The sequence below is a fragment of the Streptomyces sp. NBC_01450 genome, from assembly GCF_036227505.1.
Classification (GTDB): Bacteria; Actinomycetota; Actinomycetes; order Streptomycetales; family Streptomycetaceae; genus Streptomyces.
This window is the reverse complement of record NZ_CP109480.1, coordinates 7,513,274-7,539,502: the sequence shown is the minus strand read 5'-3', so window position 1 is coordinate 7,539,502 and position 26,229 is coordinate 7,513,274. Positions and strand designations below refer to the sequence as shown.

24 protein-coding genes are annotated in these 26,229 nt (G+C 71.6%); 11 read left to right on the top strand and 13 right to left on the bottom strand.

Going from position 1 to position 26,229, the window contains the following annotated elements:
- Window positions 1-5 precede the first annotated feature (5 nt).
- The 8 genes from OG568_RS33505 (at window position 6) to OG568_RS33470 (ending at window position 8,546) form a co-directional block, all read left to right on the top strand.
- Window positions 6-1,079: a M4 family metallopeptidase gene (locus tag OG568_RS33505; RefSeq protein WP_329534242.1), complete on the top strand. Its 1,074-nt coding sequence runs from the start codon at window positions 6-8 to the stop codon at window positions 1,077-1,079.
- A gap of 32 nt (window positions 1,080-1,111) precedes the next feature.
- Window positions 1,112-1,378 carry a protealysin inhibitor emfourin gene (locus tag OG568_RS33500; protein ID WP_329534241.1) on the top strand — a complete coding sequence of 89 codons (267 nt, stop codon included), beginning with the start codon at window positions 1,112-1,114 and terminating at the stop codon, window positions 1,376-1,378.
- 172 nt (window positions 1,379-1,550) lie between these two features.
- A complete protein-coding gene (locus OG568_RS33495; protein WP_329534240.1) occupies window positions 1,551-2,879 on the top strand; it encodes a GH1 family beta-glucosidase in 1,329 nt (442 codons plus the stop codon).
- Window positions 2,876-4,138 carry an MFS transporter gene (locus OG568_RS33490; protein WP_329534239.1) on the top strand — a complete coding sequence of 421 codons (1,263 nt, stop codon included), beginning with the start codon at window positions 2,876-2,878 and terminating at the stop codon, window positions 4,136-4,138. Before OG568_RS33495 ends, OG568_RS33490 begins: the two co-directional genes overlap by 4 nt.
- A gap of 42 nt (window positions 4,139-4,180) precedes the next feature.
- Complete coding sequence (locus OG568_RS33485) at window positions 4,181-4,990, top strand: GNAT family N-acetyltransferase (RefSeq protein WP_329534238.1); 810 nt, start codon at window positions 4,181-4,183, stop codon at window positions 4,988-4,990.
- Between the two features lie 307 nt (window positions 4,991-5,297).
- Window positions 5,298-5,774 (top strand): hypothetical protein, encoded by a 477-nt coding sequence (locus tag OG568_RS33480; protein ID WP_329534237.1) that lies wholly within the window; start codon window positions 5,298-5,300, stop codon window positions 5,772-5,774.
- A gap of 239 nt (window positions 5,775-6,013) precedes the next feature.
- Window positions 6,014-7,363 carry a beta-xylosidase gene (locus OG568_RS33475; RefSeq protein WP_329534236.1) on the top strand — a complete coding sequence of 450 codons (1,350 nt, stop codon included), beginning with the start codon at window positions 6,014-6,016 and terminating at the stop codon, window positions 7,361-7,363.
- An 85-nt stretch (window positions 7,364-7,448) separates the two neighbouring features.
- On the top strand, window positions 7,449-8,546 hold the full coding sequence (locus tag OG568_RS33470; protein ID WP_329534235.1) for a WxL protein peptidoglycan domain-containing protein: 1,098 nt from the start codon (window positions 7,449-7,451) through the stop codon (window positions 8,544-8,546).
- Here the strand turns inward: OG568_RS33470 and OG568_RS33465 are convergent.
- Window positions 8,440-8,778, bottom strand: a complete 339-nt coding sequence (locus tag OG568_RS33465; protein ID WP_266624644.1) for a P-II family nitrogen regulator — start codon at window positions 8,776-8,778, stop codon at window positions 8,440-8,442. The genes OG568_RS33470 and OG568_RS33465 overlap by 107 nt on opposite strands.
- The gene (locus tag OG568_RS33460) at window positions 8,775-10,085 is read right to left on the bottom strand and encodes an ammonium transporter (RefSeq protein ID WP_443077901.1); all 1,311 of its coding nucleotides are present in this window, start codon (window positions 10,083-10,085) and stop codon (window positions 8,775-8,777) included. Before OG568_RS33460 ends, OG568_RS33465 begins: the two co-directional genes overlap by 4 nt.
- Before the next feature lie 207 nt (window positions 10,086-10,292).
- Between OG568_RS33460 and era the strand changes: the two genes are divergently transcribed.
- Window positions 10,293-11,261 carry a GTPase Era gene (gene era, locus OG568_RS33455; RefSeq protein WP_266582413.1) on the top strand — a complete coding sequence of 323 codons (969 nt, stop codon included), beginning with the start codon at window positions 10,293-10,295 and terminating at the stop codon, window positions 11,259-11,261.
- A 261-nt stretch (window positions 11,262-11,522) separates the two neighbouring features.
- On the opposite strand, the gene OG568_RS33450 is transcribed toward era, so the two are convergent.
- Together OG568_RS33450 and OG568_RS33445 are read right to left on the bottom strand one after the other, a co-directional pair.
- Window positions 11,523-11,876 carry a cytidine deaminase gene (locus OG568_RS33450; RefSeq protein WP_329534233.1) on the bottom strand — a complete coding sequence of 118 codons (354 nt, stop codon included), beginning with the start codon at window positions 11,874-11,876 and terminating at the stop codon, window positions 11,523-11,525.
- A gap of 55 nt (window positions 11,877-11,931) precedes the next feature.
- Entirely contained in the window at window positions 11,932-12,753 is an 822-nt protein-coding gene (locus OG568_RS33445; RefSeq protein WP_443077900.1) for a helix-turn-helix transcriptional regulator, read from the bottom strand.
- A gap of 144 nt (window positions 12,754-12,897) precedes the next feature.
- Here OG568_RS33445 and OG568_RS33440 point away from each other — a divergent pair, with 144 nt between their 5' ends.
- Window positions 12,898-14,349, top strand: a complete 1,452-nt coding sequence (locus OG568_RS33440) for an MFS transporter (RefSeq protein WP_329534230.1) — start codon at window positions 12,898-12,900, stop codon at window positions 14,347-14,349.
- Here the strand turns inward: OG568_RS33440 and OG568_RS33435 are convergent.
- The 5 genes from OG568_RS33435 to OG568_RS33415 form a co-directional block, all read right to left on the bottom strand.
- Window positions 14,311-14,670 (bottom strand): MmcQ/YjbR family DNA-binding protein, encoded by a 360-nt coding sequence (locus OG568_RS33435; RefSeq protein WP_329534229.1) that lies wholly within the window; start codon window positions 14,668-14,670, stop codon window positions 14,311-14,313. The two genes, OG568_RS33440 and OG568_RS33435, sit on opposite strands and share 39 nt — an antisense overlap.
- Window positions 14,667-15,980: a hemolysin family protein gene (locus tag OG568_RS33430; RefSeq protein ID WP_329534228.1), complete on the bottom strand. Its 1,314-nt coding sequence runs from the start codon at window positions 15,978-15,980 to the stop codon at window positions 14,667-14,669. Before OG568_RS33430 ends, OG568_RS33435 begins: the two co-directional genes overlap by 4 nt.
- Window positions 15,977-16,474 (bottom strand): rRNA maturation RNase YbeY, encoded by a 498-nt coding sequence (ybeY, locus tag OG568_RS33425; protein ID WP_054235448.1) that lies wholly within the window; start codon window positions 16,472-16,474, stop codon window positions 15,977-15,979. The genes OG568_RS33430 and ybeY overlap by 4 nt, the downstream gene beginning before the upstream one ends.
- Window positions 16,475-16,487: 13 nt before the next feature.
- Window positions 16,488-17,555, bottom strand: coding sequence for a PhoH family protein (locus tag OG568_RS33420; protein ID WP_266414048.1), 1,068 nt, complete (start codon window positions 17,553-17,555; stop codon window positions 16,488-16,490).
- A gap of 171 nt (window positions 17,556-17,726) precedes the next feature.
- Entirely contained in the window at window positions 17,727-18,836 is a 1,110-nt protein-coding gene (locus tag OG568_RS33415) for a carbohydrate kinase family protein (RefSeq protein ID WP_266414046.1), read from the bottom strand.
- A gap of 343 nt (window positions 18,837-19,179) precedes the next feature.
- Here OG568_RS33415 and OG568_RS33410 point away from each other — a divergent pair, with 343 nt between their 5' ends.
- Window positions 19,180-20,457 (top strand): MFS transporter, encoded by a 1,278-nt coding sequence (locus OG568_RS33410; RefSeq protein ID WP_329534227.1) that lies wholly within the window; start codon window positions 19,180-19,182, stop codon window positions 20,455-20,457.
- 12 nt (window positions 20,458-20,469) lie between these two features.
- On the opposite strand, the gene OG568_RS33405 is transcribed toward OG568_RS33410, so the two are convergent.
- From OG568_RS33405 to OG568_RS33390, 4 genes are all read right to left on the bottom strand, one after another.
- The gene (locus OG568_RS33405; RefSeq protein WP_329534226.1) at window positions 20,470-21,462 is read right to left on the bottom strand and encodes an adenosine deaminase; all 993 of its coding nucleotides are present in this window, start codon (window positions 21,460-21,462) and stop codon (window positions 20,470-20,472) included.
- Window positions 21,463-21,508: 46 nt separating this feature from the next.
- Window positions 21,509-22,414, bottom strand: a complete 906-nt coding sequence (locus tag OG568_RS33400; RefSeq protein WP_329534225.1) for a ribonuclease Z — start codon at window positions 22,412-22,414, stop codon at window positions 21,509-21,511.
- A gap of 6 nt (window positions 22,415-22,420) precedes the next feature.
- Window positions 22,421-22,828 carry a histidine triad nucleotide-binding protein gene (locus OG568_RS33395; RefSeq protein ID WP_329534224.1) on the bottom strand — a complete coding sequence of 136 codons (408 nt, stop codon included), beginning with the start codon at window positions 22,826-22,828 and terminating at the stop codon, window positions 22,421-22,423.
- A 126-nt stretch (window positions 22,829-22,954) separates the two neighbouring features.
- On the bottom strand, window positions 22,955-26,200 hold the full coding sequence (locus tag OG568_RS33390; protein WP_329534223.1) for a S41 family peptidase: 3,246 nt from the start codon (window positions 26,198-26,200) through the stop codon (window positions 22,955-22,957).
- Between the last annotated feature and the right edge of the window lie 29 nt (window positions 26,201-26,229).

Below are 26,229 nucleotides of genomic sequence, written 5' to 3'. Positions count from 1 at the left end.
CGGGCATGACCGCGAACCCGGCAGGCTTCGAGCCTGTCTTCTGCACCATCGTGCCGCCCCACGTCCTCGACACGCTGGCCCAGCACGAGGACCCCTCGCTCTCCGGGCCCGCGCGCCGCACCCTGGAGCGCGACGCCTTCGAGCGCACCCACCGCCGGCTGACCACGGTCATCGGCGCGCCCGCCCTGGCCCCGCCCCAGGGCGCGCCCGCGGACAAGCCGCAGCGCACCATCTACGACGCCAAGCACCACCAGGACCTGCCGGGCAAGAAGGTCCGCGGCGAGGCCGACAAGCCCGGCAAGGACGCCACCGTCAACCGCGCCTACGCCGGGCTGGGCGCCACCTTCGAGCTCTACCTGAACGCCTACGCCCGCAACTCCATCAACGGCGAGGGCCTGCCCCTCGACGCGAGCGTGCACTTCGACGTCGACTACAACAACGCCTTCTGGAACGGCGAGCAGATGGTGTTCGGCGACGGCGACGGCGAGATCTTCCTCGACTTCACCATCCCGGTCGACGTCATCGGCCACGAGCTGACCCACGGCGTCACCCAGTACACGGCGAACCTCACCTACTTCGGCCAGCCGGGCGCCCTGAACGAGTCCATGTCGGACGTCTTCGGCTCGCTGATCAAGCAGTACACACTCGGCCAGACCGCCGCCGACGCCGACTGGCTGATCGGCGCGGGCCTGCTCGCCCCGCGCGTCACCGGCAAGGCGCTGCGCTCCATGAAGGAGCCCGGCACGGCGTACGACGACGACGCGCTCGGCAAGGACCCGCAGCCCGCGACGATGGACGGCTATGTGAAGACCGGCCGCGACAACGGCGGCGTCCACATCAACTCCGGCATCCCCAACCACGCCTTCTACCTGGTCGCCCAGGCCCTCGGCGGCCACGCCTGGGAGCGCGCCGGGCAGATCTGGTACGACGTCCTCACCGGCGGCGAGCTCCAGTCCCAGGCGAGCTTCTCCGACTTCGCGGGGCTCACCGTCGCCCAGGCCAGGAGCCGGTACGGCGAGGGCGAGGAGCTCCAGTCCGTCACGAAGGCCTGGGAACAGGTCGGGGTGCCGACGTCGTAGCTTCGGCGTCCGACTAGTACTAGACAGGACCCATGCGTATTCAGGTGAGGCGCACGGGCGGATTCGCGGGCATCGAGCGCCATGCCGAGGTGGACACCTCGGGGCGCCCCGACGCCCACCAGTGGCACGCCCTGGCCGAGCAGGCGATCGCCTCCGGCCAGGGCACGCGCCCCGCCGGGGTCCCCGACGGCTTCAGCTACGAGATCACGGTGGACGGGAAGACGGTCTACGCCGCCGACCCGAGACTTACGGAGGAACAGCGAAGTCTGATTTCGAGGGTCCTGAAGGAGGGCGCCTAGCTTTCGAAGCGAGGGGCGCGGTCCTGATCTTTTAGGGGCGCGGGGAACTGCGCGCCCAGCCCCCACCGCCCCGCAGTCGCGAAACACTCCGCACCGCCCCTCCCCTGGCGCCCCAAGAAGCCGTAACTCCCGGTTCACACCAACCCGTTGACTTCCCTTACTGCCGGTAAGGATGATCGCGCGCATGGCGACGAACCCCCTACCGCAGTTCCCGCCCGGCTTCCTCTGGGGCGTGTCCACCTCGGCCCACCAGATCGAGGGAGCCGCGGACGAACGCGACCCATCGGTGTGGGACGCCTTCACCGCCGAGCCCGGCCACATCAAGGACGGCTCCACGGCGGACGTGGCCTGCGACCACTACCACCGCTACCCCGAGGACGTGGCCCTCCTCGCCGACCTCGGCGTGGACGCGTACCGTTTCTCGATCTCCTGGCCCCGTGTGAACTCCCCCGGCGGCCTCGACTTCTACGACCGCCTGGTGGACGCGCTCGTCACGGCGGGCATCCGCCCCGTACCGACCCTCTTCCACTGGGACCTCCCACTGAAGTCGCAGGAGGCGGGGGGCTGGCTGAACCGCGACACCGCGGAGCGCTTCGCCGAGTACGCCGGCACGGTCGCCGCGCGCCTGGGCGACCGCGTCAAGAAGTGGATCACCCTCAACGAGCCCGCCGAACACACTCTGCTCGGCCACGCGCTCGGCGCCCACGCCCCCGGCAAGCAGCTCCTGTTCGACTCGCTGCCGGTCGCCCACCACCAGCTCCTCGCCCACGGCCTCGCCGTCCGGTCCCTGCGCGCGGCCGGCGTCACGGACATCGGCATCGCCAACTCGCACGGCCCGACCTGGGCGGCTTCGCGGCAGCCCGAGGACGTGCAGGCCGCCGACTTCTACGACCTCCTCCTCAACCGCCTCTTCGCGGACCCGCTGCTTCTCGGCCACTACCCCGAGGGCATCGGGGAGTTGATGCCGGGCGACGTCGAGGCGGACCTGAAGGTCATCGCGGAGCCGATCGACTGGTACGGGATCAACTACTACCAGCCGACCAAGGTGGGCGCCCCCGAGGGCGCGGAGATCGAGTTCAGCGGACTGACCCTGCCCGCCGAACTCCCCTTCTCCGTAAGGGAACTGGAGGGCTACCCGGTCACCGACTTCGGCTGGCCGGTGGTCCCCGAGGCGCTGACCGAGCTGCTCGTGGGCTTCCGCGAGCGCTACGGGGACCGCCTTCCGCCGGTCGTCATCACCGAGAACGGCTGCAGTTACGAGGGCATCGACGACCAGGAGCGGATCACGTTCCTCGACGGCCATGTCCGGGCGCTGCACCGGGCGTCGGAACAGGGCGTGGACGTTCGCGGGTACTTCGTGTGGTCGTTGCTGGACAACTTCGAGTGGGCGGAGGGGTACGCGCGGCGCTTCGGTCTGGTCCACGTCGACTACGACACGCTGAAGCGGACCCCGAAGGCGTCGTACGGCTGGCTGCGCGACGCGCTGCGGGCGCGGGGATGACGGCGGCGGACCCCGTCGCGAACGTGGGGGCGCTGGCCGAGCCCGTGGAGCGGGTCGGCCGGGGCTGGACCTCGGCGCTCTCGCTCGCCAACGGGGCGATCTGGGTGGGCTGGTACGGCCCGCTGCAGATCCTGCTGGCCTCCCAGGCGGAGGACTTCGCGCCCGGCACCGGCATGTCGAAGGAGACGATGCTGGCGTGGGTCACGGGCGCGGGCGCGGTGGTGTCGCTGTTCGCCAACCCGTTCTTCGGCGCGCTGTCCGACCGGACGACGGCGCGCTGGGGCCGCCGTACGCCGTGGATCGTGGCGGGCGCGGCGGGCGGCGCCCTCTCCCTGCTGCTCCTGGCGGGCGCGGGCGGGGTCTGGACGATGGCGGCCGGCTGGTGCCTGGTCCAGCTGACCCTGAACGCCGCCTTCGCCGCGATCACCGCGGCCGTCCCCGACCGCGTGCCGCGGCTCCAGCGAGGCTCCGTGGGCGGCTGGCTGGGCGCCGCGCAGATCCTGGGCGTGGTGGGCGGAACGGGCCTCGCGACGGCGGCGGGGGGTGTGGGCGGCGGCTACGCAGCGTGCGCGGTGTTCACGCTGGTGGGCGTACTGCCGTACGTACTGCGCTACGAGGATCTGCGGCTGCCGGCCGCGGCCCGGCCCGCCTGGTCCTGGCGCTCGTTCGCGGCCTCCTTCTGGCTGAGTCCGCGCCGCCACCCGGACCTGGCCTGGGCCTGGCTGACCCGTTTCCTGATCAACCTGAGCAACGCCCTGGTCCTGCTCTACCTCCTCTACTACCTCCGTGACCGGCTCCACTACGACGACCCCGAGAACGGCGTACTGATCCTGACGGCGGTCAACGGCGTCACCCTCCTCGCCACGGTCGTGGTCGGCGGGGTGTGGTCGGACCGGGTGGGCCGCCGCAAGCCGTTCGTGATCTGGTCGGGCGTGCTCATGGCGGTGGCGACGGCGGTCCTCTCCGGGTGGCAGACCTGGCCGGGCGCGCTCGTCGCGGCGGCGGTCCTCGGCATCGGCTTCGGTGTCTTCACCTCCGTCGACTTCGCCCTGATGACGGACGTCCTGCCCAAGGCCCTGGACCGCGGCAAGGACCTCGGCGTCATCAACGTCGCCAACGCCCTCCCCCAGGTCGCCGCCCCCGCCCTGGCGGCGCCGATCGTGACGTATCTCGGCGGCTACCGGGTGCTGTACCTGGTGGCGGCGGTGATCGGGCTGGCGGGGGCGCTGCTGGTGGGGCGGATCAGGGGGGTCGACTGAATTCGGGTGCGACCGGCATCGGTGTTCCTCTTGGATGGCGCCATGACGACTGTGCACGCGCCCCTCGACCGCCTTGAGCGCTACTACGACTCGGTACCGCGCACCGCCGCGCGGGCCGAGGACTTCGGCCCGCTCACCCTCTTCGTCCGGGAGGCCACGGGCTGGCCGTACTACGCGCGCCCCACCCTGGGCTGGACGGGCCCGGCGGCCACCGCCGAGGACGTCGAGCGGGTGCGGGCGCGGCAGCGGGAGCTGTGTGTGCCGGAGGCCTTCGAGTGGGTGGCGGAGGTGACGCCGGGCCTGCGGGAGGCGGTCGAGGCGACGGGGCTACGGGTCCACGCGCATCCCCTGATGATCCGCGACGCGGACACGCCGCTGCCCGAGCCGCATCCCCTCGTCCGCGTCCTGAACCCCGAAGACGCCTCCCTGGCGGGCGCGCTGGCGGTGCCGCACGTGGCGTTCGCGGCGCCGGGCACGGCGGTGGGCGAGGCCGGGCCCGCCGAACTGGCCGCCGAGATCACCGCCCGCGCCGGTGAGCTGCCCGCCGCCGCGGACCGCGTCCGCGCGGGCCGCACCGTACTGGCCGCGGCGGTCGAGAACGGGGTCGTGGTCTGCTCCGGGATGCACCTGCCCGTCGGTCCCGTGAGCGAGATCGCGGGCGTCGGCACCCTGCCCACCGCGCGCCGCCGCGGGCTGGCGTACGGCGTCACGGCCGCCCTCGTGGCCGACGCACGGGAGCGGGGCGTCGACACGGTGTTCCTGTCGGCCGGGGACGAGGACGTGGCGCGGATGTACGGCCGCCTGGGGTTCCGGCCGGTGGCGACGGCGCTGATCGCGGAACTGGCGGAGTAGCGGGCCGGCCGGGAAAGGGGACGAACTTCGGCCACTTTCGACAACCCTTGAAGAAACCGCCCGGCGTGCCTTGCAATCCCAAGCCGCTCGCGCATCAATGGAACCGCAAGTTCCGACGGACCGTCAGATACGCCTCCGCTGGCGTCCCGCACCCCGCTCGCGGACGGTCCGTGTACACATCTCTCCGCACCCGCACCGGCGTTCACCGGTGACGCGTCCGTGTGCCCGGCCCGGCCCCGGCCTCTGAGCAGACGGTTCCGTCCCTCCATCCCCACATGGCAATTCCCGTACAAGGGAAGGGAACCCGATGAAACGCAAGCAACTCGGAATCGCCGCGGCGTTAGCCGCCGGCACCCTGGCCGCGACCGGACTGGCCCTCGCGCCGACCGCCGCGGCCGTCACCCCGCTCACCGCCACCATCAACGCGACCTGCACGATCGGCGGCGGTGGCGCGGCCACCCTCACCGCCACCCAGACCGGCACGGCCGCGACCATCACCCTCAGCTCCACCTCCATCACCGCCCCGATCGCGCTGGCGAAGGACTCCATCGCCTCCACCTTGACGATGGCCAAGACCGGCGGCGGCACCGTCGCGTTCACCGGCACGAAGAATCCCGCCATCCCGCTGGGCGGCGGGGTCACCGTCGGCCCGCTCAGCGGCACCGTCGCCTCAGGCGACAGCCTCGACGCGTACGGGGGGTCGCTGAAGATGGTCGTCTTCGGCATCACCATCACGTGCACCGCGAGCGCGGCGCAGTCACCGGGCCCGTTCGTCTTCAGCTGAGCCCCGGCACGGCACATACGTGAAGACCGGTGTCGCCAGCGCGCGGCGGCACCGGTCCTCGTACTGCCCGGACACAACCAACTGACCTACAGGGGAGATCAGTTGGTGATATTGACATGACCTGATGGCCCATCAGTTACCGTCCGGGCCCTCCATTGACTTCTCACACAACCCGCACATCAATGGCCCCCTGTCGGCGCAGACGAGCCGCTGCGCCCGCATCCCTCAGGAGGGGGCACATGGCAACGCACAGGGGAACCAGGGGTTCGCACGCCCGAAGACGCCGCTGGGCGGCACTGCTCGGGGTGACCGCGCTGGCGGTCACCGCGGGAGGCGCGCTGGCGGCCCCGGCAAGCGCCGCGGCCGCGGACTCCCAGAACGTGGACTTCGCCACGCACTGCATCCCGCCGGCGATCGCGGGCATCCCGCCGATCGACGGCACCACCACCGCGATCATCACGGTGGACAACCCCAGTCCCAAGGTCGGTGACACCGTCACCGTGACGTACAAGGTGGTCACGCCCGCAGCGAACAACCCGACCGCCCTCGCGCTGCCCGCCGACATCATGACGCCCACCGGCAAGGTCGCCCTCGGCGGCGCGCAGACGGGGGACGTCACGGTCGCGGGTCCCAGGAAGAACGACCCGGTGGCGGGCAACGCGCCCTTCCCGGGGTTCAGCATGACGGGCACCTTCACCGTCACCAGCCCGGGCGCCATCACCCTCGCGCCCGGCGACTACAACATCCACACCAGCTACATCCTGGAGCTGGACACCCCCTGCACGGTCACCAACCCGCCCGCCCCGGTCTCCGGGACGATCACCGCGACGGACGGAACCCAGACCAACAACCGTGCCATCTCGCTCGGTTCGGCCTCCGGGAAGCCCGGTGACAGCGTGACCGTCACCGGCAGCAACTTCACCCCGGGCGCGAGCGTGACCCTCGCCGGACGGTCGGGGGCCACCCAGACCGCCGACACGGCCACCACGACCGCGGACGCGCAGGGCTCCATCAACGGCACACTGGCCGTCAACGACAAGACGACGACCGGTGTGGTGGCGTACGAGGGCGCGAGCTGGAGCGACACCAAGGGAGCGGGGCCGACGGCGTACGTGGTCGTCGACGACACTCCGATCCCCGCGGGCTCCCAGAAACTCACCACCACGGTGAAGGCGGGATCCCTGTCGATGTCCCAGGCCGGGGACGCCGTCCAGCTTTCGGCGGTGGACTTCGGCAAGGGCGGGGCCTCGACCGGGGCCCTGCAGACGGTGACCGTCAAGGACTTCCGCGGCGGACCCGCGGGCTGGTCCCTGACCGGCAAGGTCACCGACTTCACCGGTCCCGGCGCCAAAATCGATGCCGGGAAGCTGAGCTGGACCCCCGCCTGCGCGACCAAGGCGGGCAGCCCGAGCACCTGCCAGGCCGGTTCGTCCGGCACGGTGGGCGGTGCGGGAGCGACGCTGGCGTCCACCCCCAACGGGGCGCTCACCGGTGGTGAGTTCACCGTCGACGCCGGGCTCTCGCTGGACGTACCGACGTTCACCCCGCCGGGTTCCTACTCCGGCGTGCTCACGCTGACGCTCACCTGATCCACCCCTCCGCACCCCGGTGGCCGGGCGCGCACCCGCCCGTCCACCCAGGGCCTGTCCACCACGTCAGCGGGGGTCCGCACCCATGCGCAAGCTGTACGTCCTCATCCTGTCCGTATTCCTCTCCGCATTCCTCCTCGCGCTCGCCTCGCCCGCCTCGTACGCGGCCGACAACGGCAGCTGGTCCGTCTACCCCGTCTCCACCAAGATCGCGGCCCGCCCGTACTTCTACCTCTCCGCCGACCCCGGACAGACCCTCCGGGACAAGGTCACCGTCGCCAACAAGACCGGCGCCCCGCTGACCTTCCGGCTGTACGCCGCCGACGCGTACAACACCGCGCGTGACGGCGGGTTCGCGGTGCGGACGGTGAAGGAGAAGCAGCGCGGGGTCGGCGCCTGGGCGCACCCCGCCCGCTCCCGGGTGACGGTGCCCGCGCATGGTTCGGTGACCGTGCCGTTCACCCTCCGGGTGCCCGAGAAGGCCGAACCCGGCGACCATCCGGGCGCGCTGGTCGCACTCGACGAGCGCCTCGACCGCGGGGACGCGGCGACGTCCGCGGTGGCGGTGCAACGCGCGGTCGGCGCCCGGATCTACCTCCGGGTCGGCGGCCCCACCGTCCCCGCCCTCGCCGTCGAGAAGGTCCGCATCAGCCACCACCAGCCCCTGGTCCCAGGCCTCGGCGCAAGCGGCGCCACCATCTCGTACACCCTCCACAACACCGGGAACGTGACCCTGAACCCGAAGGTGCGGCTGCGGGCCGAGGGCCTGTTCGGGCGTACGTTGCTGTCCCGGGAGCTCACGAAGATCCCCTCCGAGCTGCTGCCGGGGCAACGGGTCCGGCTGACCGAGCCATGGCACGGGGCGCCCCAACTCGACTGGGGCGACGTGACGTTGACGGCCACCGCGCCCGGCACCCGTGAGTCCGCGAGCACGTCGTTCCTCGCGCTGCCGTGGCTGATGGCGGTGCTGGTGGGCGCGGGGCTCGTCGCCGCCGTGGTGGTGATCAGGGCGCGCAGGGGCGGGACCGGCCCGTGGCCGCTCACCGCCCGCAGGGGCGGGACCCGCCCGCGGTGGCTCAGAGTGCGTCGGGGCCGCGCTCGCCCGTCCGTACGCGTACGACCGTCTCGACCGGCACGGCCCACACCTTCCCGTCGCCGATCTTCCCCGTCTGCGCGGCGTTGACGATCGCGTCGATCGCGGCCTCCGAGTCCGTGTCCTCGACGACGACCTCGATACGGACCTTGGGGACGAGGTCGACCTGGTACTCGGCGCCGCGGTAGACCTCCGTGTGGCCGCGCTGGCGCCCGTACCCGCTGGCCTCGGTGACGGTCAGCCCGTGCACGCCGAGCTCCTGGAGAGCGGTCTTGACCTGGTCGAGACGGTACGGCTTCACGATGGCGGTGATGAGCTTCATGCCTGGGCCTTGGCCTTCTGAGCGGTGGGGACGGACGAGGAGACCGGGGCGCCGTGGCCCAGGACCCCGTGATCGTAAGCGGTCTCGGCGTGCACCGTAAGGTCCAGGCCGGTGTGCTCGTGGTCCTCGTCCGCCCGCAGCCCCATGACCTTGTCGAGCACCTTCCCGATGCCGTACGTGACGGTGAAGGCGTACGCCCCCACGGCCACGACCGCCACCAGCTGCTTGCCGAGCTGCCCGAACCCACCGCCGTACAGCAGCCCCTCGGCGCCACCCGTCATCGTCGCGTCGGCGAAGAGCCCGATGAGGACCGTGCCGATGATGCCGCCGACCAGGTGAACGCCGACGACGTCCAGCGAGTCGTCGTAGTTCAGCTTGAACTTCCAGCTCACGGCGTACGAGCAGACGACACCGGCGGCGAGACCGACGACCAGCGCGCCCAGCAGCGACACGGATCCGCAGGACGGGGTGATGGCCACCAGACCCGCGACCGCGCCCGATGCGGCGCCGAGGGTGGTGGGGTGGCCGTCGCGCTTCTGCTCGACGAAGAGCCAGCCGAGCAGACCGGTGCAGCCGGCGGCGAGGGTGTTGAGGAAGGCGGCGGCGGCGAGTCCGTTGGCTCCGAGCGCGGATCCCGCGTTGAAGCCGAACCAGCCGAACCACAGCAACCCCGCGCCCAGCATCACCATCGGCAGGTTGTGCGGCCGCATGGCGTCCTTCTTGAAGCCGAGCCGCGGACCGAGGACGAGACACAGGGCCAGACCGGAGGCACCGGACGTGATCTCGACCGGCAGCCCGCCCGCGAAGTCCAGCGCCCCCAGCTTCGCCAGGACCCAGCCCCCCGGCCCCCACACCCAGTGCGCGACGGGAACGTATACGAGCAGCGCCCAGACCGGCACGAACACCAGCCACGCCGCGAACTTCGCCCGGTCGGCGATCGCCCCGCTGATCAGCGCGGCGGTGATGATCGCGAAGGTGAGCTGGAAGGTGGCGAAGAGGAGGGTGGGGACGGTCCCGTGCACGCTGTCCGGCCCGATACCGCTCATGCCGGCGTGCCGCAGCCCGCCGATGAGCCCCCCGAAGGCGTCGTCCCCGAAGGCGAGCGAGTAACCGCCCGCCAGCCATACGACGGTGACCAGGGCGATCGACACAAAGCTCATCATCAGCATGTTGAGGACGCTCTTCGTGCGGACCATGCCGCCGTAGAAAAGGGCCAGGCCCGGCGTCATCAGGAGAACGAGCGCGGTGGCGGCGAGCAGCCAGGCGGTGTCGCCGGTGTCGAGATGGGGGGCGGCAGCCAGGTTCACGGTATCCACGGTCTCCACGGACGGCACTCCTCGGTTCTCCCGGGTACGGGGGCGTCGTCAGAGCGTCACGGGCTCGCGTTTCCGGTTGTGCACGTGTGCGTTTCCGGCGTGTTTCGTATTGCGTGGGGGTTTCCGAAACCTCACGGGGGTCGCGCGGGAGCGGTCCAGGGCAGATGGGGTACGGCGCGGGGTTGTGGATCAGGGACAATGGGCGCCATGAGCGTTCGTACCCAGTCATCCGAGCCGCCGGAATCCTCAGGGGCTCCCCACCGCGCCGGCTTCGCCTGCTTCGTGGGCCGCCCCAACGCGGGCAAGTCCACCCTCACGAATGCTCTGGTCGGCCAGAAGGTGGCGATCACCGCGAACCAGCCGCAGACCACGCGGCACACGGTACGGGGCATCGTGCACCGCCCCGACGCCCAGCTGATCCTGGTCGACACCCCTGGTCTGCACAAGCCGCGCACGCTGCTGGGCCAGCGTCTGAACGACATCGTGCGCACGACGTGGGCCGAGGTCGACGTCATCGGCTTCTGCCTCCCCGCGAACGAGAAGCTCGGTCCGGGTGACCGTTTCATCGCGAAGGAACTGGCGTCCATCAAGAAGACGCCGAAGATCGCGATCGTCACGAAGACCGACCTCGTGGACAGCAAGACGCTCGCCGAGCAGCTCATCGCGATCGATCAGCTCGGTCAGGAGCTGGGGTTCGAGTGGGCGGAGATCGTGCCGGTGTCGGCGGTCGGCGACAAGCAGGTGGACCTGCTGGCCGACCTGATCGTCCCGCTCCTTCCCGAGGGCCCGGCGCTCTACCCGGAGGGTGACCTCACCGACGAGCCCGAGCAGGTCATGATCGCGGAGCTCATCCGTGAGGCGGCGCTGGAGGGCGTGCGCGACGAGCTCCCCCACTCCATCGCCGTGGTGGTGGAGGAGATGCTCCCCCGCGAGGACCGCCCCGCCGACAAGCCCCTCCTCGACATCCACGCCTTCGTCTACATCGAGCGCCCCAGCCAGAAGGGCATCATCATCGGCCCCAAGGGCAAGCGCCTGAAGGAGGTCGGCATCAAGTCCCGCAAGCAGATCGAGGCGCTGCTGGGTACGCCGGTCTTCCTCGACCTCCATGTGAAGGTCGCGAAGGACTGGCAACGAGACCCTCGCCAACTCCGCAAGCTCGGTTTCTAAGAGGTTTCCGCCCCCGCCGCCCCTACCCGTCCCATCCTCAACCTGGGGGCTCCGCCCCCGGACCCCCGGGTGGGTTCTTCGGCTGCGGGTGGTGGGGGCTGGTCGCGCAGTTCCCCGCGCCCCTGAAGCGGGGCTTCGCCACGCATTTTCAGCCCGTCCGGCGTTTGAGGACGAGGCCGTTCAGGCCGATCGGGGGTCTGGGGGCGGAGCCCCCAAGTGAGGATGGGACGGGTAGGGGCGGCGGGGGCGAAAAACGCGGGCTCAGCCTGCGGGCGTCGTCAGGTGGACCGTGCCGTCGGGGCCCGCCAGCAATACCGGCGTCGCCGCACCACCGAGGTCCCGGACCGCCGCCCGGTCCTCCGAAGAGACCTCCCCCGCCTCGGACACCACCGCCGCCGCCTCAAGAGACTTCGCCCCGGACGCCACCGCCATCGCCACCGCGGTGCGCAACGCGCTCAACCGCAGGGACGGAAGATCCACGCTCCCCGCGACATACGTGCGGCCGGTCTCATCACGTACGGCCGCCCCCTCCGGCACCCCGTTGCGCGCCCGCGCGGAACGGGCCAGGGTGACGATCTTGCGGTCCTCGGGGTCAAGCGCGCTGCTGTCGGTCATGTTCAGAGCATACGAAGGGATCGGGAGCCGCACGCACGCACCCGCCCACCGGCGCCTACCCGGCCACGGGGTACATCGAGCCCCGCCGGCCCTCCGGCGAGGCCAGCCACTCCAGCTTCGCCGCCGTGTTCGCCTCCGGCAGCGGCGTGTGCAGCACGATCGTGAGGTCGGGCCGTGCCGGCACCTTCATCGCGGTGGACTCGACGGCGAGCAGCCCGACGAGCGGATGGTCGAGCTCCTTGCGGATCTGCCCCGCGTCCTCGATGTCCCGCTCCTCCCACAGCGCGGCGAACTCCGCTGAGGCGGCGCGGAGTTGATCCAGTACCTCCTGGTATCCCGCGTCGTCCGGTGCCGCGGCGCACGAGGCACGGAACTGGGCGACGACCGTACGCGCGTTCTTCTCCCAGGTCCGTGACTGCCCCCGGTACAGCGGGTCGGTGAAGAAGTCGATGACGCAGTTCTGCGTGTTGTCGGGCCGCATGCCGAGGACCATCCCGGCGGCCTCGTTGTACATGACGCAGTTGTAGTAGGGGTCCATGATGTGCGCCGGATACGGCATCCACGTGTCGATCAGCCGCCGCAGCCCGTCGCACATGTCGCGGACCTCTGGGGCGACCTCCGGCGCGGGCGGGTTCAGCCCGGCGAGCAGGTAGAGGTGGCGTCGCTCGGCGTTGCTGAGCCGCAGGACGCGGGCGACCGCGTCGAGCACCTGGGGCGAGACGGAGATGTCCCGCCCCTGCTCCAGCCACTGGTACCAGGACGCGCCGACGCCCGCGAGCACGGCGACCTCCTCGCGGCGCAGCCCGGGCGTGCGGCGGCGGGCCCCGCCGTCCGGCAGTCCGGCCTGCGCCGGTGACACCCTCGCCCGACGGCTCATCAGGAAGTTCCGCAGTTCACGCCGTCGTTGGGTCCTGAGCGCGTCCTCCGTCACGTGTGAAGCCCCCTGTTGGTGACTGGTGGTGCGACCACCAGCATAAGTTGCCGCTCCCCACGGATATTCCGACGGCCGCACGCTCTTGCCATGGCGATCGACACCACCGAAACCACATCCGCTTCCCCAACTCCCCACTCCCCGCTCGGCACCCGGCTGTCGACCCGCGACAAACTCGTCCTCTTCGTGCTGTGCGCCGCGCAGTTCATGGTCGCGCTCGACTTCTCCGTGCTGAACGTGGCGCTGCCCGTGCTGGGCCGGGACCTGGGCATGAGCCAGTCCGCACTGCAGTGGGCGGTCACCGCCTTCGCGCTGCCGTCCGGCGGCTTCCTGCTCCTCTTCGGCCGCATCGGCGACCTGTACGGCCGTCGCAGGCTCTTCCTGACCGGCCTCGCCCTCTTCGGTACGGCCTCGCTGCTGGCGACCTTCGCCTGGGACCCGGCGTCGTTCCTGACGGGGCGGGCGTTGCAGGGCCTCGGCGCGGCGGCGATCGTGCCGACGGGCATGTCGCTGCTGACGACGACGTTCCCGGAGGGCCCGGCGCGTGACCGTGCGCTCGGCATCTCCGGGACGCTCCTGTCCCTCGGCTTCACGGTCGGCATGGTGGCCGGCGGCGTCCTGACCGACGTACTGAGCTGGCGCTCGACGATGGGCCTGCTGTCGGTCTTCGCGCTGATCGTGCTGCCGCTGGCGCCTGGCCTGCTGCCGGAGTCCCGCACCCCCGACCGCCCCCGCCTGGACGTCCCTGGCGCGATCACCGTGACCGGCGCCCTGCTGGCCCTGATCTACGCCCTGTCGACGGCCGCCGAGCGCGGTTTCGGCGGCGCGGACGTCATCGCGACGCTCGCCTCGGGTGTGTTCCTGCTCGCCGCCTTCGTGTACGTCGAGTCCCGCGCCCACGCCCCGCTCGTCAGCCTTCCCATGCTGCGCCGCCGCACGGTGGCGTGGGGCAACCTGGGCGGTCTGGTCACCTTCTCGATGATGTCGACGGTCGTCTTCGTGCTGACGCTGTACCTGCAGGAGACCCTCGGCCTGTCCGCCTTCGAGACCGGGCTGGTCTTCGGGGTCCAGGGCGTGATGTCGGCCGTCGCCGGGGTGTACGCCCCGAAGGTCATCGGCCGCTTCGGCGCCCGCCGCACGCTGGTCGGCTCACTGGCCGGCCAGGGCCTGTTCGTGGCGGCGCTGGTGCTGCTGAACGCCCACACCTGGTCGGTCTGGCTCGCCACCGCCGCGATCTCGCTGGCCAGCATGTGCCACCTCGGCGCGATCATCTCGTACGGCCTGACCGTGACCTCGGGCGTCCCCGACGAGGAGCAGGGTCTGGCCACCGGCCTGGTGACCTCCACCCAGCAGGTCGGCATCACCATCGGCATCCCGCTGCTGGGTGTCCTGGCGACGACGTCCAGCGACCTGCTGGCCGGTGTCCACACGGTTCTCGCCCTGGACGCGGTGATCGTCCTGGCGGCGGCGGTGCTGGTCGCGACCGGGCTGGGCCGCGACCGCTCACGCCCGGTCGAGGCGCAGGCGCTCGGCCTTCGGTAGACCGGCGACGACGAGATCGTACGAGTCCTCGGCGAGCTCCCGGACCAGCCGGTCCGGGAGCTCGCCGTCCACCGTCACCGTGTTCCAGTGCCGCTTGTTCATGTGATAGCCCGGGACGATCAGCCCCGGGTGCTCGCCGCGCAACCGGACCGCGTCCTCCGGGTCGCACTTGAGGTTGACCGTGAGCGGGCGCGCGTCCAGTCGGGTCAGCGCGAAGAGCTTGCCCAGCACCTTGAAGACGGAGATGTCCGGGGCGAAGGGGAAGTCCTCGACGGTCGCGTTGAAGGACAGGCAGAACGCGCGCAGTTGCTGCGGTTTCACTCCGGCTTCCTCTCCTCCTCGGACGGCTCCGGGTCCGCCGGGCCGACCGGCTCGACGAGCACCGTGACGATCTTGTTCCGGCGTCCGGCCGCCGCCTCGGCGGTCAGCCGCAGCTCGCGCCCGTCGGGCAGCTCGACCACCGAGGAGGCCCCGGCGATCGGGACCCGCCCGAGCGCCTTCGCCAGCAGCCCGCCGACCGTCTCCACGTCCTCGTCGTCGTACGCCTCGAAGCCGTACAACTCCCCGAGGTCGCCGATGTCGAGACGGGCGGTCACCCGGTAGCGGTCCTCGCCGAGGTCCTGGACGGGCGGCAGCTCACGGTCGTACTCGTCGGTGATCTCGCCGACGATCTCCTCGAGGATGTCCTCGATGGTGACGATGCCGGCCGTGCCGCCGTACTCGTCGATGACGACGGCGACGTGGTTGCGCTCCTGCTGCATCTCGCGCAGGAGATCGCCCGCGTTCTTGGTGTCGGGCACGAAGGTGGCGGGCCGCATGGCCGTCGAGACCAGCTCGGACTCGGCGTCGCGGCTGATGTGCGTCTTGCGGGCCAGGTCCTTCAGGTACACGATCCCGACGATGTCGTCCTCGTTCTCCCCGGTGACCGGGATGCGCGAGAAGCCGGACCGCAGTGCCAGGGTGAGGGCCTGGCGGATGGTCTTGTACCGCTCGATGACGACGAGGTCGGTCCTCGGCACCATCACCTCCCGTACGAGGGTGTCGCCCAGCTCGAAGACGGAGTGCACCATGCGGCGCTCCTCGTCCTCGATCAGGGACTCCTTCTCGGCGAGGTCGACCAGCGCGCGCAGCTCGGCCTCGGAGGCGAACGGACCGCGCCTGAAGCCCTTGCCGGGGGTCAGCGCGTTGCCGATGAGGATGAGGAGGGGCGGGATCGGGCCCATGATCCTGGCCAGCGGCAGCAGGACGTACGAGGCCGCCGTCGCCGTGTTCAGGGGGTGCTGGCGGCCGATGGTGCGCGGCGAGACGCCCACGGCGACGTATGAGACGAGGACCATGACCCCGATGGCGACGACGAGCGCCTCCCAGGTCTGCTCGAACTCCTTCAGGCAGGCGTAGGTGACGAGCGCGGCGGCGGCCATCTCGCAGGCCACGCGCACCAGCAGCGCCACGTTCAGATAGCGGGTCGGGTCGGCGGCGACCTGGGCGAGCTTGGCGCTGCCGCGCCGCCCGGACCGTACGGCCTCCTCGGCGCGGAAGCTGGAGACGCGCGCGAGGCCCGCCTCCGCGCAGGCGGCGAGCCAGGCGACCACGACCAGGGCGATGGCGCCGATGACGAGCTGAGGACTCATGACACGGTCGGGGCCGGAGAGGGACCCGTCATGCCCTTCTCCGCGCGCCAGCCGTCCACGATGGCGGCCTGGAGGCCGAACATCTCGGCCTTCTCGTCCGCCTCCTCGTGGTCGTAGCCGAGCAGGTGCAGCACTCCATGGACGGTGAGGAGGTGCAGTTCCTCGTCCATGGAGTGCTGTGTGGGAGCTTCCTTGCCCTGCCGTTCGGCGACCTCCGGGCAGAGCACGATGTCGCCGAGGAGTCCCTGCGGGGGCTCGTCGTCGTCCTTGGACGGCGGCCGCAGCTCGTCCATCGGGAACGACATGACGTCGGTGGGCCCCGGCAGGTCCATCCACTGGATGTGCAGTTGCTCCATGGCGTCGGCGTCCACGACGATCACCGAGAGTTCGGAGAGCGGGTGGATGCGCATCCGCGCGAGTGCGTAGCGGGCGATGTCGAGGATCGCCTGCTCGTCGACCTCGGTTCCGGACTCGTTGTTGACGTCGATCGACATGGTGCTCGCTTGTCTACTTCCCCTTGTGGCCGGCTTTGCCGCGGCTCTTGTGGGAGCCGTTCTCGGTGCCGTTCTCGCTGTCGTACTTCTCGTACGCGTCGACGATACGGCCGACCAGCTTGTGCCGTACGACATCGTGGGACGTGAGCCGCGAGAAGTGGACGTCGTCGAGGCCCTCCAGGATGTCCTGGACCTGGCGCAGCCCCGACTTCGTACCGGTCGGCAGGTCGACCTGGGTCACGTCGCCCGTGACCACGATCTTCGAGTCGAAGCCGAGGCGGGTGAGGAACATCTTCATCTGCTCGGCGCTGGTGTTCTGGGCCTCGTCCAGGATGATGAAGGCGTCGTTGAGGGTGCGACCACGCATGTAGGCGAGCGGCGCGACCTCGATGGTCCCCGCCGCCATGAGCCGCGGGATGGAATCCGGGTCGAGCATGTCGTGCAGCGCGTCGTAGAGGGGCCGCAGGTAGGGGTCGATCTTCTCGTAGAGCGTGCCGGGCAGGAAGCCGAGCCGCTCGCCCGCCTCCACCGCGGGGCGGGTGAGGATGATCCGGTTGACCTGCTTGGACTGGAGCGCCTGTACGGCCTTCGCCATGGCGAGGTACGTCTTGCCGGTGCCGGCGGGGCCGATGCCGAAGACGATGGTGTGCTTGTCGATGGCGTCGACGTACCGCTTCTGGTTGAGCGTCTTGGGTCGGATGGTGCGGCCGCGCGAGGACAGGATGTTCTGCGTGAGCACTTCGGCAGGGGTTTCCTGACCGTCGCCCTCCCCGTTCTCGCTCGCCCTGAGCATGGCGATCGAGCGTTCCACTGCGTCCTCCGTCATCGGCTGCCCGGTGCGGAGCACCAGCATCATCTCGTCGAACAGGCGCTGGACGAGAGCCACTTCACCGGCGTCGCCGACCGCACTGATCTCATTGCCCCGGACGTGGATGTCGGCCGCCGGGAAGGCCTTCTCGATCACGCGTAGCAGCGCGTCCCCGGAACCCAGCACGGTCACCATGGGGTGCTTGGCCGGGACGGTGAAATGCGCTCGTGCCTGCCCCTGAGCGGGGCTGTGAGCTGTGGGTGTCTGAGTCATGGGCCGGCTCTGTAGGCCTGCTTTTCCTCCTTGATCGGCACGCTTGCCACGGGGGCAGCCTTGCGTCTCCAAGAGTACGACGGTGGGGTGACAGTGCCGTAGGGCTTTTCGGCGCGGGTCCCTGTCCTGGGGCGGATCCCCGCCCCGGGGAGGACCGGACGGGCAGGGGCGTCAGGCCGAGCGGCGGAAGCCGATGGTCGGGACCGCCCGCCGCAGCGGCCACGGGCGGGTCACCTCCGGGAGCAGGCTCTCCAGGAAGGCGTACCGGCGCAAGGCCGTCGGATCCTGGTCGTCGACGGACTGGACCCGGCGCCACCACGCCGCGATCTCGGCCCAGCCGGGCGCCGAGAGGGAACCGCCGAACTCCTGGACGGAGAGCGCGGCCGTCAACCCGGCGAAGGCCAGCCGGTCGGCGAGCGGCCAGTCGGCGAGGGTGCCCATCACGAACCCGGCGACGAAGACGTCACCGGCGCCGGTGGGATCGAGGGCCTCCACGGCGATCGCGGGAACCTCGGCGGTCTCCCCCGTACGGCCGTCCACTGCGTACGCGCCCTCGGCGCCCAGGGTGACGACGGCCAGCGGAACGTACTCGGTCAGCGCGTGCGCGGCCGCCCGCGGGGAGTCCGCCCCGGTGTACCGCATCGCCTCGTCCGCGTTCGGCAGGAACGCCTCGCAGTGCTCCAGGTCCGCGAGCCCGGCCAGGTCCCAGCGCCCGGTGTCGTCCCAGCCGACGTCCGCGAAGATCCGGGTGCCCGCACGCGCGGACTCGGCGATCCACTGCGCGCGCGTGCCGGGCGTCAGCGAGGCGACGGCGGCACGCGCGCGGGGGGCGTGTTCCGGGGCCGGCTCCTCCGGCGGCGGCTCGTGCCCATGGCTGACCATCGTCCGCTCGCCCTCGTACGCCATCGACACGGTGACCGGCGAGTGCCAGCCGGGCACGGTGCGCGACGGGGCGAGGTCGATGCCCTCGCCCTGCTCCAGGGCGTCCCAGCAGTACTCCCCGTAGTGGTCGTCCCCGAAGGCCGCCGCCAGGGAGGTCTTGAGGCCGAGACGGGCGAGCGCGGTCGCCATGTTGGCGACGCCGCCGGGACTCGACCCCATCCCGCGCGCCCAGGACTCGGTCCCGCGCACCGGGGCGCTGTCGAGCCCGGTGAAGATGATGTCGAGGAAGACGGTGCCGGTGAGGTAGACGTCCCAGGGCGGGTCGTGAGGGGTGCGCAGCCCGGCGAGCGGGTCGACGTGAGCCTGGCAGTACGGTCGCTCTCCGTTGGTTTCGATCACGGTGCGCTCCCTGACGTGGTGCGGATTCAGGCCAGTGTGCACCAAACGGCACGCGGCACAGCACCGGTCACGGCCGGAACGGACTGACAAAACAGCCCGGGCGGACCGGCAAAACAGCCTGGACGGACCGGCAAAAGACCCCGGGCGGACCGTCGGAGGGCCGGACGGAACTCGACCGCCTACCCCACCTCTCCCACCACAAACAGAACGTGGCTCAGATCACACCTCCCCGCCTACGTCGCGCCCCCACCCACTTGATACAAATTGCCCGCGCGTTCCTGTCCGTCGACAGCCGCCCAACCCCCCTTATCGAGCCGCTCTTTCGCATGCCCTGGGAACGCCCGTGTCCGCCCGCACCACCACGCCCTGGCCCCTCGTCGCCCTTTTCACGGCCGGGTACCTCGCCCCGTACCTGCTCCCGACCACCGTCGGACGGCTGAGCGCGGGCCTCCCCCTCTCCGCCACCGAGGCCGGTTCCATCGGTAGCGCCCTGCTGCTGAGTTCGGCGACGGCGGGCTTCCTGCTCGCCTCCCGGGTGGACCGCTTCGGCCCCCGTCGGCTCGCCCGCACGGGCCTGCTCCTGGCCGCCGCCGGCTACGGCACCGCCGCCTTCACGACGACCATCCCCCTGGTCGTTCTCGGCGCGATGGTCGGCGGCCTCGGCTCCGGCACGATCACCACCGTCGCCGCGACCGGGATCGCCGGCCAGCGCGATCCCCACCGCACCACCACCCTGGGTCTGCTGGGTGTCTCCGCCCTCGCGGGCGCGCTGTATCTGACGATCCCCCACCTGGGCCCGGGCCACGGCCACCCCCTCACCGCGATCGCCGTCACGGCGCTGCTCCTCCTGCCCGTGACCCGCCACCTCCCGGCCTCAGAAGCCCCCCACACCCCCGCCGCCCGCACCCTCCGCACCCCCACCGCCACACCTCTCCCCCACCGCCGCGCCGGTCTCGTCCTGGCCGCCGCGATGCTCTGCTGGTCCCTCGCCCAGAATTCACTCTGGGGTGTCAGCGGCCGGATCGGGCTGCGGCAGGCGGGGTTGACGGAGGTGACGGTCGGCGCGGTCTTCGCGGTGGCGCTCGGCGCCGGGCTGCTCGGGGTGATCGGCGCGGGCGCGCTCGGCCAGCGTCTGGGCCGGGCACTGCCCATCGGCGCGGGCACGGCCCTGATCGCCGGGTGCATCGCGCTGAGCTCGGCGGCCACCGACCTGGCGTCCTTCGCGACGGGCGAGATCGCCTGGAACACGCTCTACCCGGTCGTGCTCTCCTACGTCATCGGCCTCGCCGCGTCCCTGGACCAGCGCGGCCGGTGGGCGGTCCTCGTCGGCTCCGCCTCCTCGCTCGGCACGGCGTGCGGCCCGCTCGCGGGCAGTCTGCTCTCCGCGCGGGCGGGCTACCCGGGGATGGGCGTGATCCTGGCCCTCGGCCTGCTCCTGGTCACCGTCCCGATGACGGCCGTGGCCCTGCGCACCCGGCGCGGTACCCCGCTCCCGCAGGAGCACCCGGTCGTGGAGATCGCGCTGGACGCCGTCCCGGCGCCCCGGACCGCGTACGACATGGCGGGACCCCGGCAGGCGGCCGCGGGAGCGGCGGCCACACCGGGGTCCGCGGCCAGGTGAGCCGGTCGGGTTCTATCCGAACTCGTACGCGTCGACCTCGGCGAGGTAGCGCGCCCGCCGCTCCTCGTCGTGGTCGAGGAAGGACGCCACGAACGAGTTGCGCGCCAGCTCCCGCATCCGCTCCCGGTCCAGCCCGAGCGCCTCGTGCACCGCGTGGAAGTTGTCGGCGACGTACCCGCCGAAGTACGCGGGATCGTCGGAGTTGACCGTGCACAGCAGCCCGGCGTCCAGCATCGCGGGCAGCGGGTGGTTCTCCAGGACGTCCACGGCGCGCAGCCGTACGTTCGACAGCGGGCAGAGCGTCAGCGGCACCCGGTCCCGTACGAGCCGCTCGACCAGCTCGGGGTCCTCCATGCAGCGCAGCCCGTGGTCGATGCGCTCGACGCCGAGGACGTCCAGTGCCTCGGTGATGTACGCCGGCGGCCCCTCCTCGCCCGCGTGGGCGACGCGCCGCAGGCCGAGCGCGGCGGCGGCCTCGTACACCTCGCGGAACTTGACCGGCGGGTGCCCGACCTCGGCGGAGTCGAGGCCGACACCGACGATCCGGTCGAGGTAGGGCCTCGCGGCCTCCAGGGTCTCGAGCGCCGACTCGGCGGACTCGTCGCGCAGGAAGCACATGATCAGCTGGGTGGAGACGCCATGTGTCTCCTCGCTGCGGGACAGCGCGCGGTGCAGTCCCTCGACGACCGTGCCCATGCCGACCCCCCGGGCGATGTGGGCCTGCGGGTCGAAGAAGATCTCCGCGTGCCGCACGCCCTGCGCGGCGGCCCGTGCGAGGTAGGCGTCGGCGAGGTCGGCGAAGTCCTGCTCGGTCCGCAGGACGGCCATGAGCTCGTAGTACAGGTTCAGGAACGACTGGAGGTCGTCGAAGAGATACGCCTTGCGCAGTTCCTCGGTGTCCGCGTACGGGAGCGTGACGCCGTTGCGCGCGGCGAGCTCGAAGGCCAGCTCGGGTTCGAGGGTGCCTTCGATGTGGAGGTGCAGTTCTGCTTTGGGGAGGGGCATCGAAATATCGTACGGGCGTATACCGACGATCTCGTGCGCCGACGGCTCATCGGCGCTTCGGCACCGGCACCCGCACCAGGTCGCGCGCCACGGTCAGCTCGCCCTCGAACCCGGCGGCCCGGGCCTGTCGCTCGAACTCGTCCGGTTCGGAATATCGCTGACTGAAGTGCGTGAGCACCAGATGCCGTACGCCCGCGTCCCGCGCCACCCGTCCGGCCTGACCGGCCGTCAGGTGGCCGTGGTCGACGGCGAGTTGGTGATCCCCGTCCAGGAACGTCGACTCGATGACGAGGAGGTCGCAGCCTTCGGCGAGGGCGTCCACGCCCTCGCACAGCCGCGTGTCCATGACGAACGCGAACCGCTGTCCGCGCCGCACCTCGCTCACCTCGTCGAGCGAGATCCCGCCGAGTGCGCCGTCGCGCTGGATCCGCCCGACGTCCGGCCCCTTGATCCCGCGCTCCGCGAGCCGTTCGGGCAGCATCCGCCGGCCGTCCGGCTCGACCAGCCGGTAGCCGAAGGACTCCACGGGGTGGGAGAGCCTGCGGGCCTCAAGCGTGTACGAGGGGGTGGTCGCGAGCACCCCGTCCGCCTCGACCGGCGCCTCGGTGAGCTCGACGGTCTCGCGGTAGGCCGTCGCGTACCGCAACCGGTCGAAGAAGCGCTGCCCGGAGCGCGGATAGTGCGCGGTCACCTCGTGCGGGACACGGTCGAGGTTGATGCGCTGGATCACCCCGGCGAGACCGAGGGAGTGGTCGCCGTGGAAGTGGGTGACGCAGATCCGGTGCAGGTCGTGCGCGGCGACCCCGGCGCGCAGCATCTGCCGCTGGGTGCCCTCGCCGGGATCGAAGAGCAGTCCCTCCCCGTCCCAGCGCAGCAGATAGCCGTTGTGGTTGCGGTGCCGGGTGGGGACCTGGCTGGCGGTGCCGAGGACCACCAGTTCACGTACGGACAAGGCCGGTTACCCCGGCGGCCACTGCATGCCACGGCCGCCCAGGAGGTGGGCGTGCGCGTGGAAGACGGTCTGGCCCGCGCCGCTGCCCGTGTTGAACACGACGCGGTAGCTCTCCAGCTTCTCCTCGGACGCCACCTCGCCGGCCTCGCGCAGTACGTCCGCGGCGATGACGGGCTCGGCGGCCGCGAGGGACGCCGCGTCCGGGTGGTGCACCTTGGGGATGATCAGGATGTGGGTGGGCGCCTGGGGGTTTATGTCGCGGAAGGCGACGGTCGTGTCGGTCTCCCGGACGACGTTCGCGGGAACGTGCCCCGCGACGATCTTGCAGAACAAGCAGTCGTCCTGCGGCGCGCCACTTTCTTGTCGCCTCCGGGGCGCCTCAGCCGGTGCGCGCCCCTCTGGCTCCTGCGACATGCGTGTGCCTCCTCACGCCGTTTGATCAATACGCCGTGCATGCTATCGGCCCAGGCAGGGCGGGTGGTTGGGGGACATGCGCCGCCCGCGGATCGGCCGCGTCACGACGGCGCCGCACAAGCCCGGTCAAAGCTCCGGCAGGACAGGGGCCGTCTTCGCCGGGTTCTCCGCGAGCGCGGCCAGCGCGATCCGGATCGCCTCGTCGAGCTGCGCGTCGCGCCCGGCCGCGTGGTCCTGCGGCCGCTGGACGACCTCGACGTCCGGGTCGACGCCGCGGTTCTCCACGCCCCACTCGTAACCGTCCAGCCAGAACGCGTACTTGGGCTGGGTGACCAGGGTGCCGTCGACGAGCCGGTAGCGGCTGTCGATGCCGACGACGCCGCCCCATGTCCGCGTCCCGACGACCGGCCCGATCCCCAGCGCCTTGATCGCCGCGTTGACGATGTCGCCGTCCGAGCCGGAGAACTCGTTGGCGACGGCGACGACCGGTCCGCGCGGCGCGTCCTCCGGATAGCTGTACGGCCGCATCCCGCGTGGCAGGTCCCAGCCCACGATCCGCCGCGCGAGCTTCTCGACGACCAGTTGCGAGGTGTGGCCGCCGCGGTTCTCCCGGACGTCCACGACCAGCCCCTCCCTGGCCACCTCGATCCGCAGGTCACGGTGGATCTGGGCCCAGCCGGGCGCCTGCATGTCGGGCACGTGGAGATAGCCGAGTCTGCCGCCCGACCGTTCATGGACGTAGGCGCGCCGGTCCGCGACCCAGGCGTGATAGCGCAGCGGCTCCTCGTCGGCGAGCGGCACGACGACGGCGTGCCGCGGATCGCCGCCGCCCGACGGGGAGACGGTCAGCTCGACCGGCTTGCCCGCGGTGCCGACGAGCAGCGGTCCGGGTCCGGCCACCGGGTCCACCGGCTGCCCGGCGATCGCCACGATCGCGTCCCCCGCGCGCACCGCGACGCCGGGCGCGGCGAGCGGCGCCCGCGCGTGCGGGTCGGAGGTCTCCGAGGGGAGGATCCGGTCGATGCGCCAACTGCCGTCCTCGTGGCGGGAGATGTCCGCCCCGAGCAGTCCCTGCGCCCGGTCGCCGGCGCCCCAGCCGCCGCGCGGGGTCACGTACGCGTGCGAGGTGCCGAGCTCGCCCTGCACCTCCCACAGCAGGTCGACGAGGTCGTCGTGGGTGGCGACCCGTTCGAGCACCGGCCGGTACCGGTCCAGTACGCCGTCCCAGTCGACCCCGCCCAGGTCGGGCCGCCAGAAGTTGTCGCGCATGAGGCGGCCGGTCTCGTCGTACATCTGCCGCCACTCGGCGGCCGGGTCGACGGTCTGGCGGACCCGGGAGAGGTCGACGGTGATGTTCGTGTCGCTGTCGTCGTCGTTCGAGGCGCGGCGGTCGCTGGGGACGACCTTGAGCGTGCCGTCGGTCCACAGCAGGACGCGTTTGCCGTCGCCGCTGACGGCGAAGTGGTCGGCGTCCGCGGCGAGGTGCTCGACGCGCTGCTGGGCGAGGTCGTACCGCTCCAGTTCGGTCTTCGGGTCCGGGTCGTCCGGGGTGGCGCGGGAGGCGCCGAGGACTCCGACGACCGGGTGACGCAGCCACAGCAGCCCGTCCTTGGCGGCGCTCAGGGTCGAGTACCGGGCCGCCTCGACGGGGAACGGGACGATCCGGTCGGCGAGTCCGTCGAGGTCGATCCGGGTGGTGGGGGCGCCCTCGCTGTCGGGCGTCTCGTCCTTGTCGGGTGCCTCGAAGGGGCGGCCGTGGCGCTGCGGCCCGAAGGGGGACGGGGTGGTCGCGGCCAGGGTGATCAGATGCGGCCGGGCGCCTCCGACGAACGCGAGGTCGAAGACGTGTTCGTCGTAGACGGGGTCGAAGGAGCGGGCCGAGAGGAAGGCGAGGTGCTTGCCGTCGAGGGTGAAGGCGGGCGCGTAGTCGCGGAAGCGCAGCGGGGTCGCCTCGGTCACCGACAGGTCGGCGGTGTTGGCCAGCTTGAGCTGGCGCAGCGGGCGCGGGCCGGGGTGCGACCAGGCGAGCCAGGCGGAGTCCGGCGAGAAGACGAGCCCGGTGACCTCGCCGTCCGCGCTCCGGTCGACCTCCCGCACCTCTCCGGTCTCCCGCTCGACGAGCAGTACCCGTCCGTCGTGCGAGGCGACGGCGGCGCGGCTGCCGTCGGGTGCCATGGCGAGCCCGAGGACCCGTCCGAGCTGCCCGACCGCGAGCCGGCGCGGGGTCGCTCCGGGCGCGAGACCGGTCGCCGGGGCGAACTCCAGCGCGTCGTCGCCCGCCGCGTCCGTCACCCACACCACGTACTCCTCGCCCTCCACCCGGAAGGCGCGGGGCAGCCGGGCGCGGACACCGGGCCGGGCGGCGAGCGCGCGGGCCGGTCCTGAGCGGTGGGTGACCCAGTGGACGGCGCCGCGCACGGAGACCGCGCTGCCGCGTCCGGTGTGGTCGGGGGCGGCGGCCGAGAACCAGCGGGAGGCGCTCACGGGGTGCGGCTGCTGGTCGACGCGCTGTCCGCCGAGCCGCAGGTCGAGCCGGCGCGGCTCGGCGCCGTCCAGGTCGTCGAGGAGCCACAGTTCACCGGCGGACGCGTACACGATCCGGGCGCCGTCGGTCGCCGCGTGCCGGGCGTAGAAACCGTCGATCGGCGTGTGCCGGCGCAGATCGGACCCGTCGGCGAGGGAGGAGTAGAGGGCCCCGACCCCCTCGTGGTCGGACAGGAAGGCGACCCGCTCGCCCACCCACAGGGGGTATTCGAGGTTCCCGTCCAGCTCCTCGTGCAGCCGTACGAACTCGCCGGCCCCCGCCCCGTCGCCGCCGGCCCTGTCGATCCACAACTTGCCCGCCGTACCGCCCCGGTACCGCTTCCACCAGGCGGCCTCGCGCCCCATGGAAGCGGACAGCAGCAGCACACCCCCGTCGCCGTGCACGACGTCGCCGACCGGCCCGTACGGGAGGGTGGTCGCGGGGCCCCCGTCGAGCGGGACCGCCCTGGCCCAGCTGCGGCGCAGGCTGGCCTGGCCCTGGGTGCTGAGCGCGAGCACCTGGCCGTCCGGGGTCCAGCCGCGCACCTGGGTCTTCGAACTCCCCCAGTACGTCAGCCGCGTGGACGGTCCGCCCTCCAGGGGCGCGGCATGCACCTCGGGTGCCCCGTCGCGCGTCGACGTCCAGGCGACGGTGGCACCGTCCGGGGAGATCCGGGGGTGGTTCACCGGGACGTTGTCGGCGCTGACCCGCCAGGCGCGGCCGCCGCCGTCGAGGGGGGCGATCCAGACGTCGTCCTCGGCGGTGAAGGCGACCAGATCGCCGTGCAGATGCGGATACCGGAGGTACGCAGGCAATACCGATGATGCGGACGATGCAGACTGAGTCACCCGATCACCCTATGCAGCGACGGCTCCGC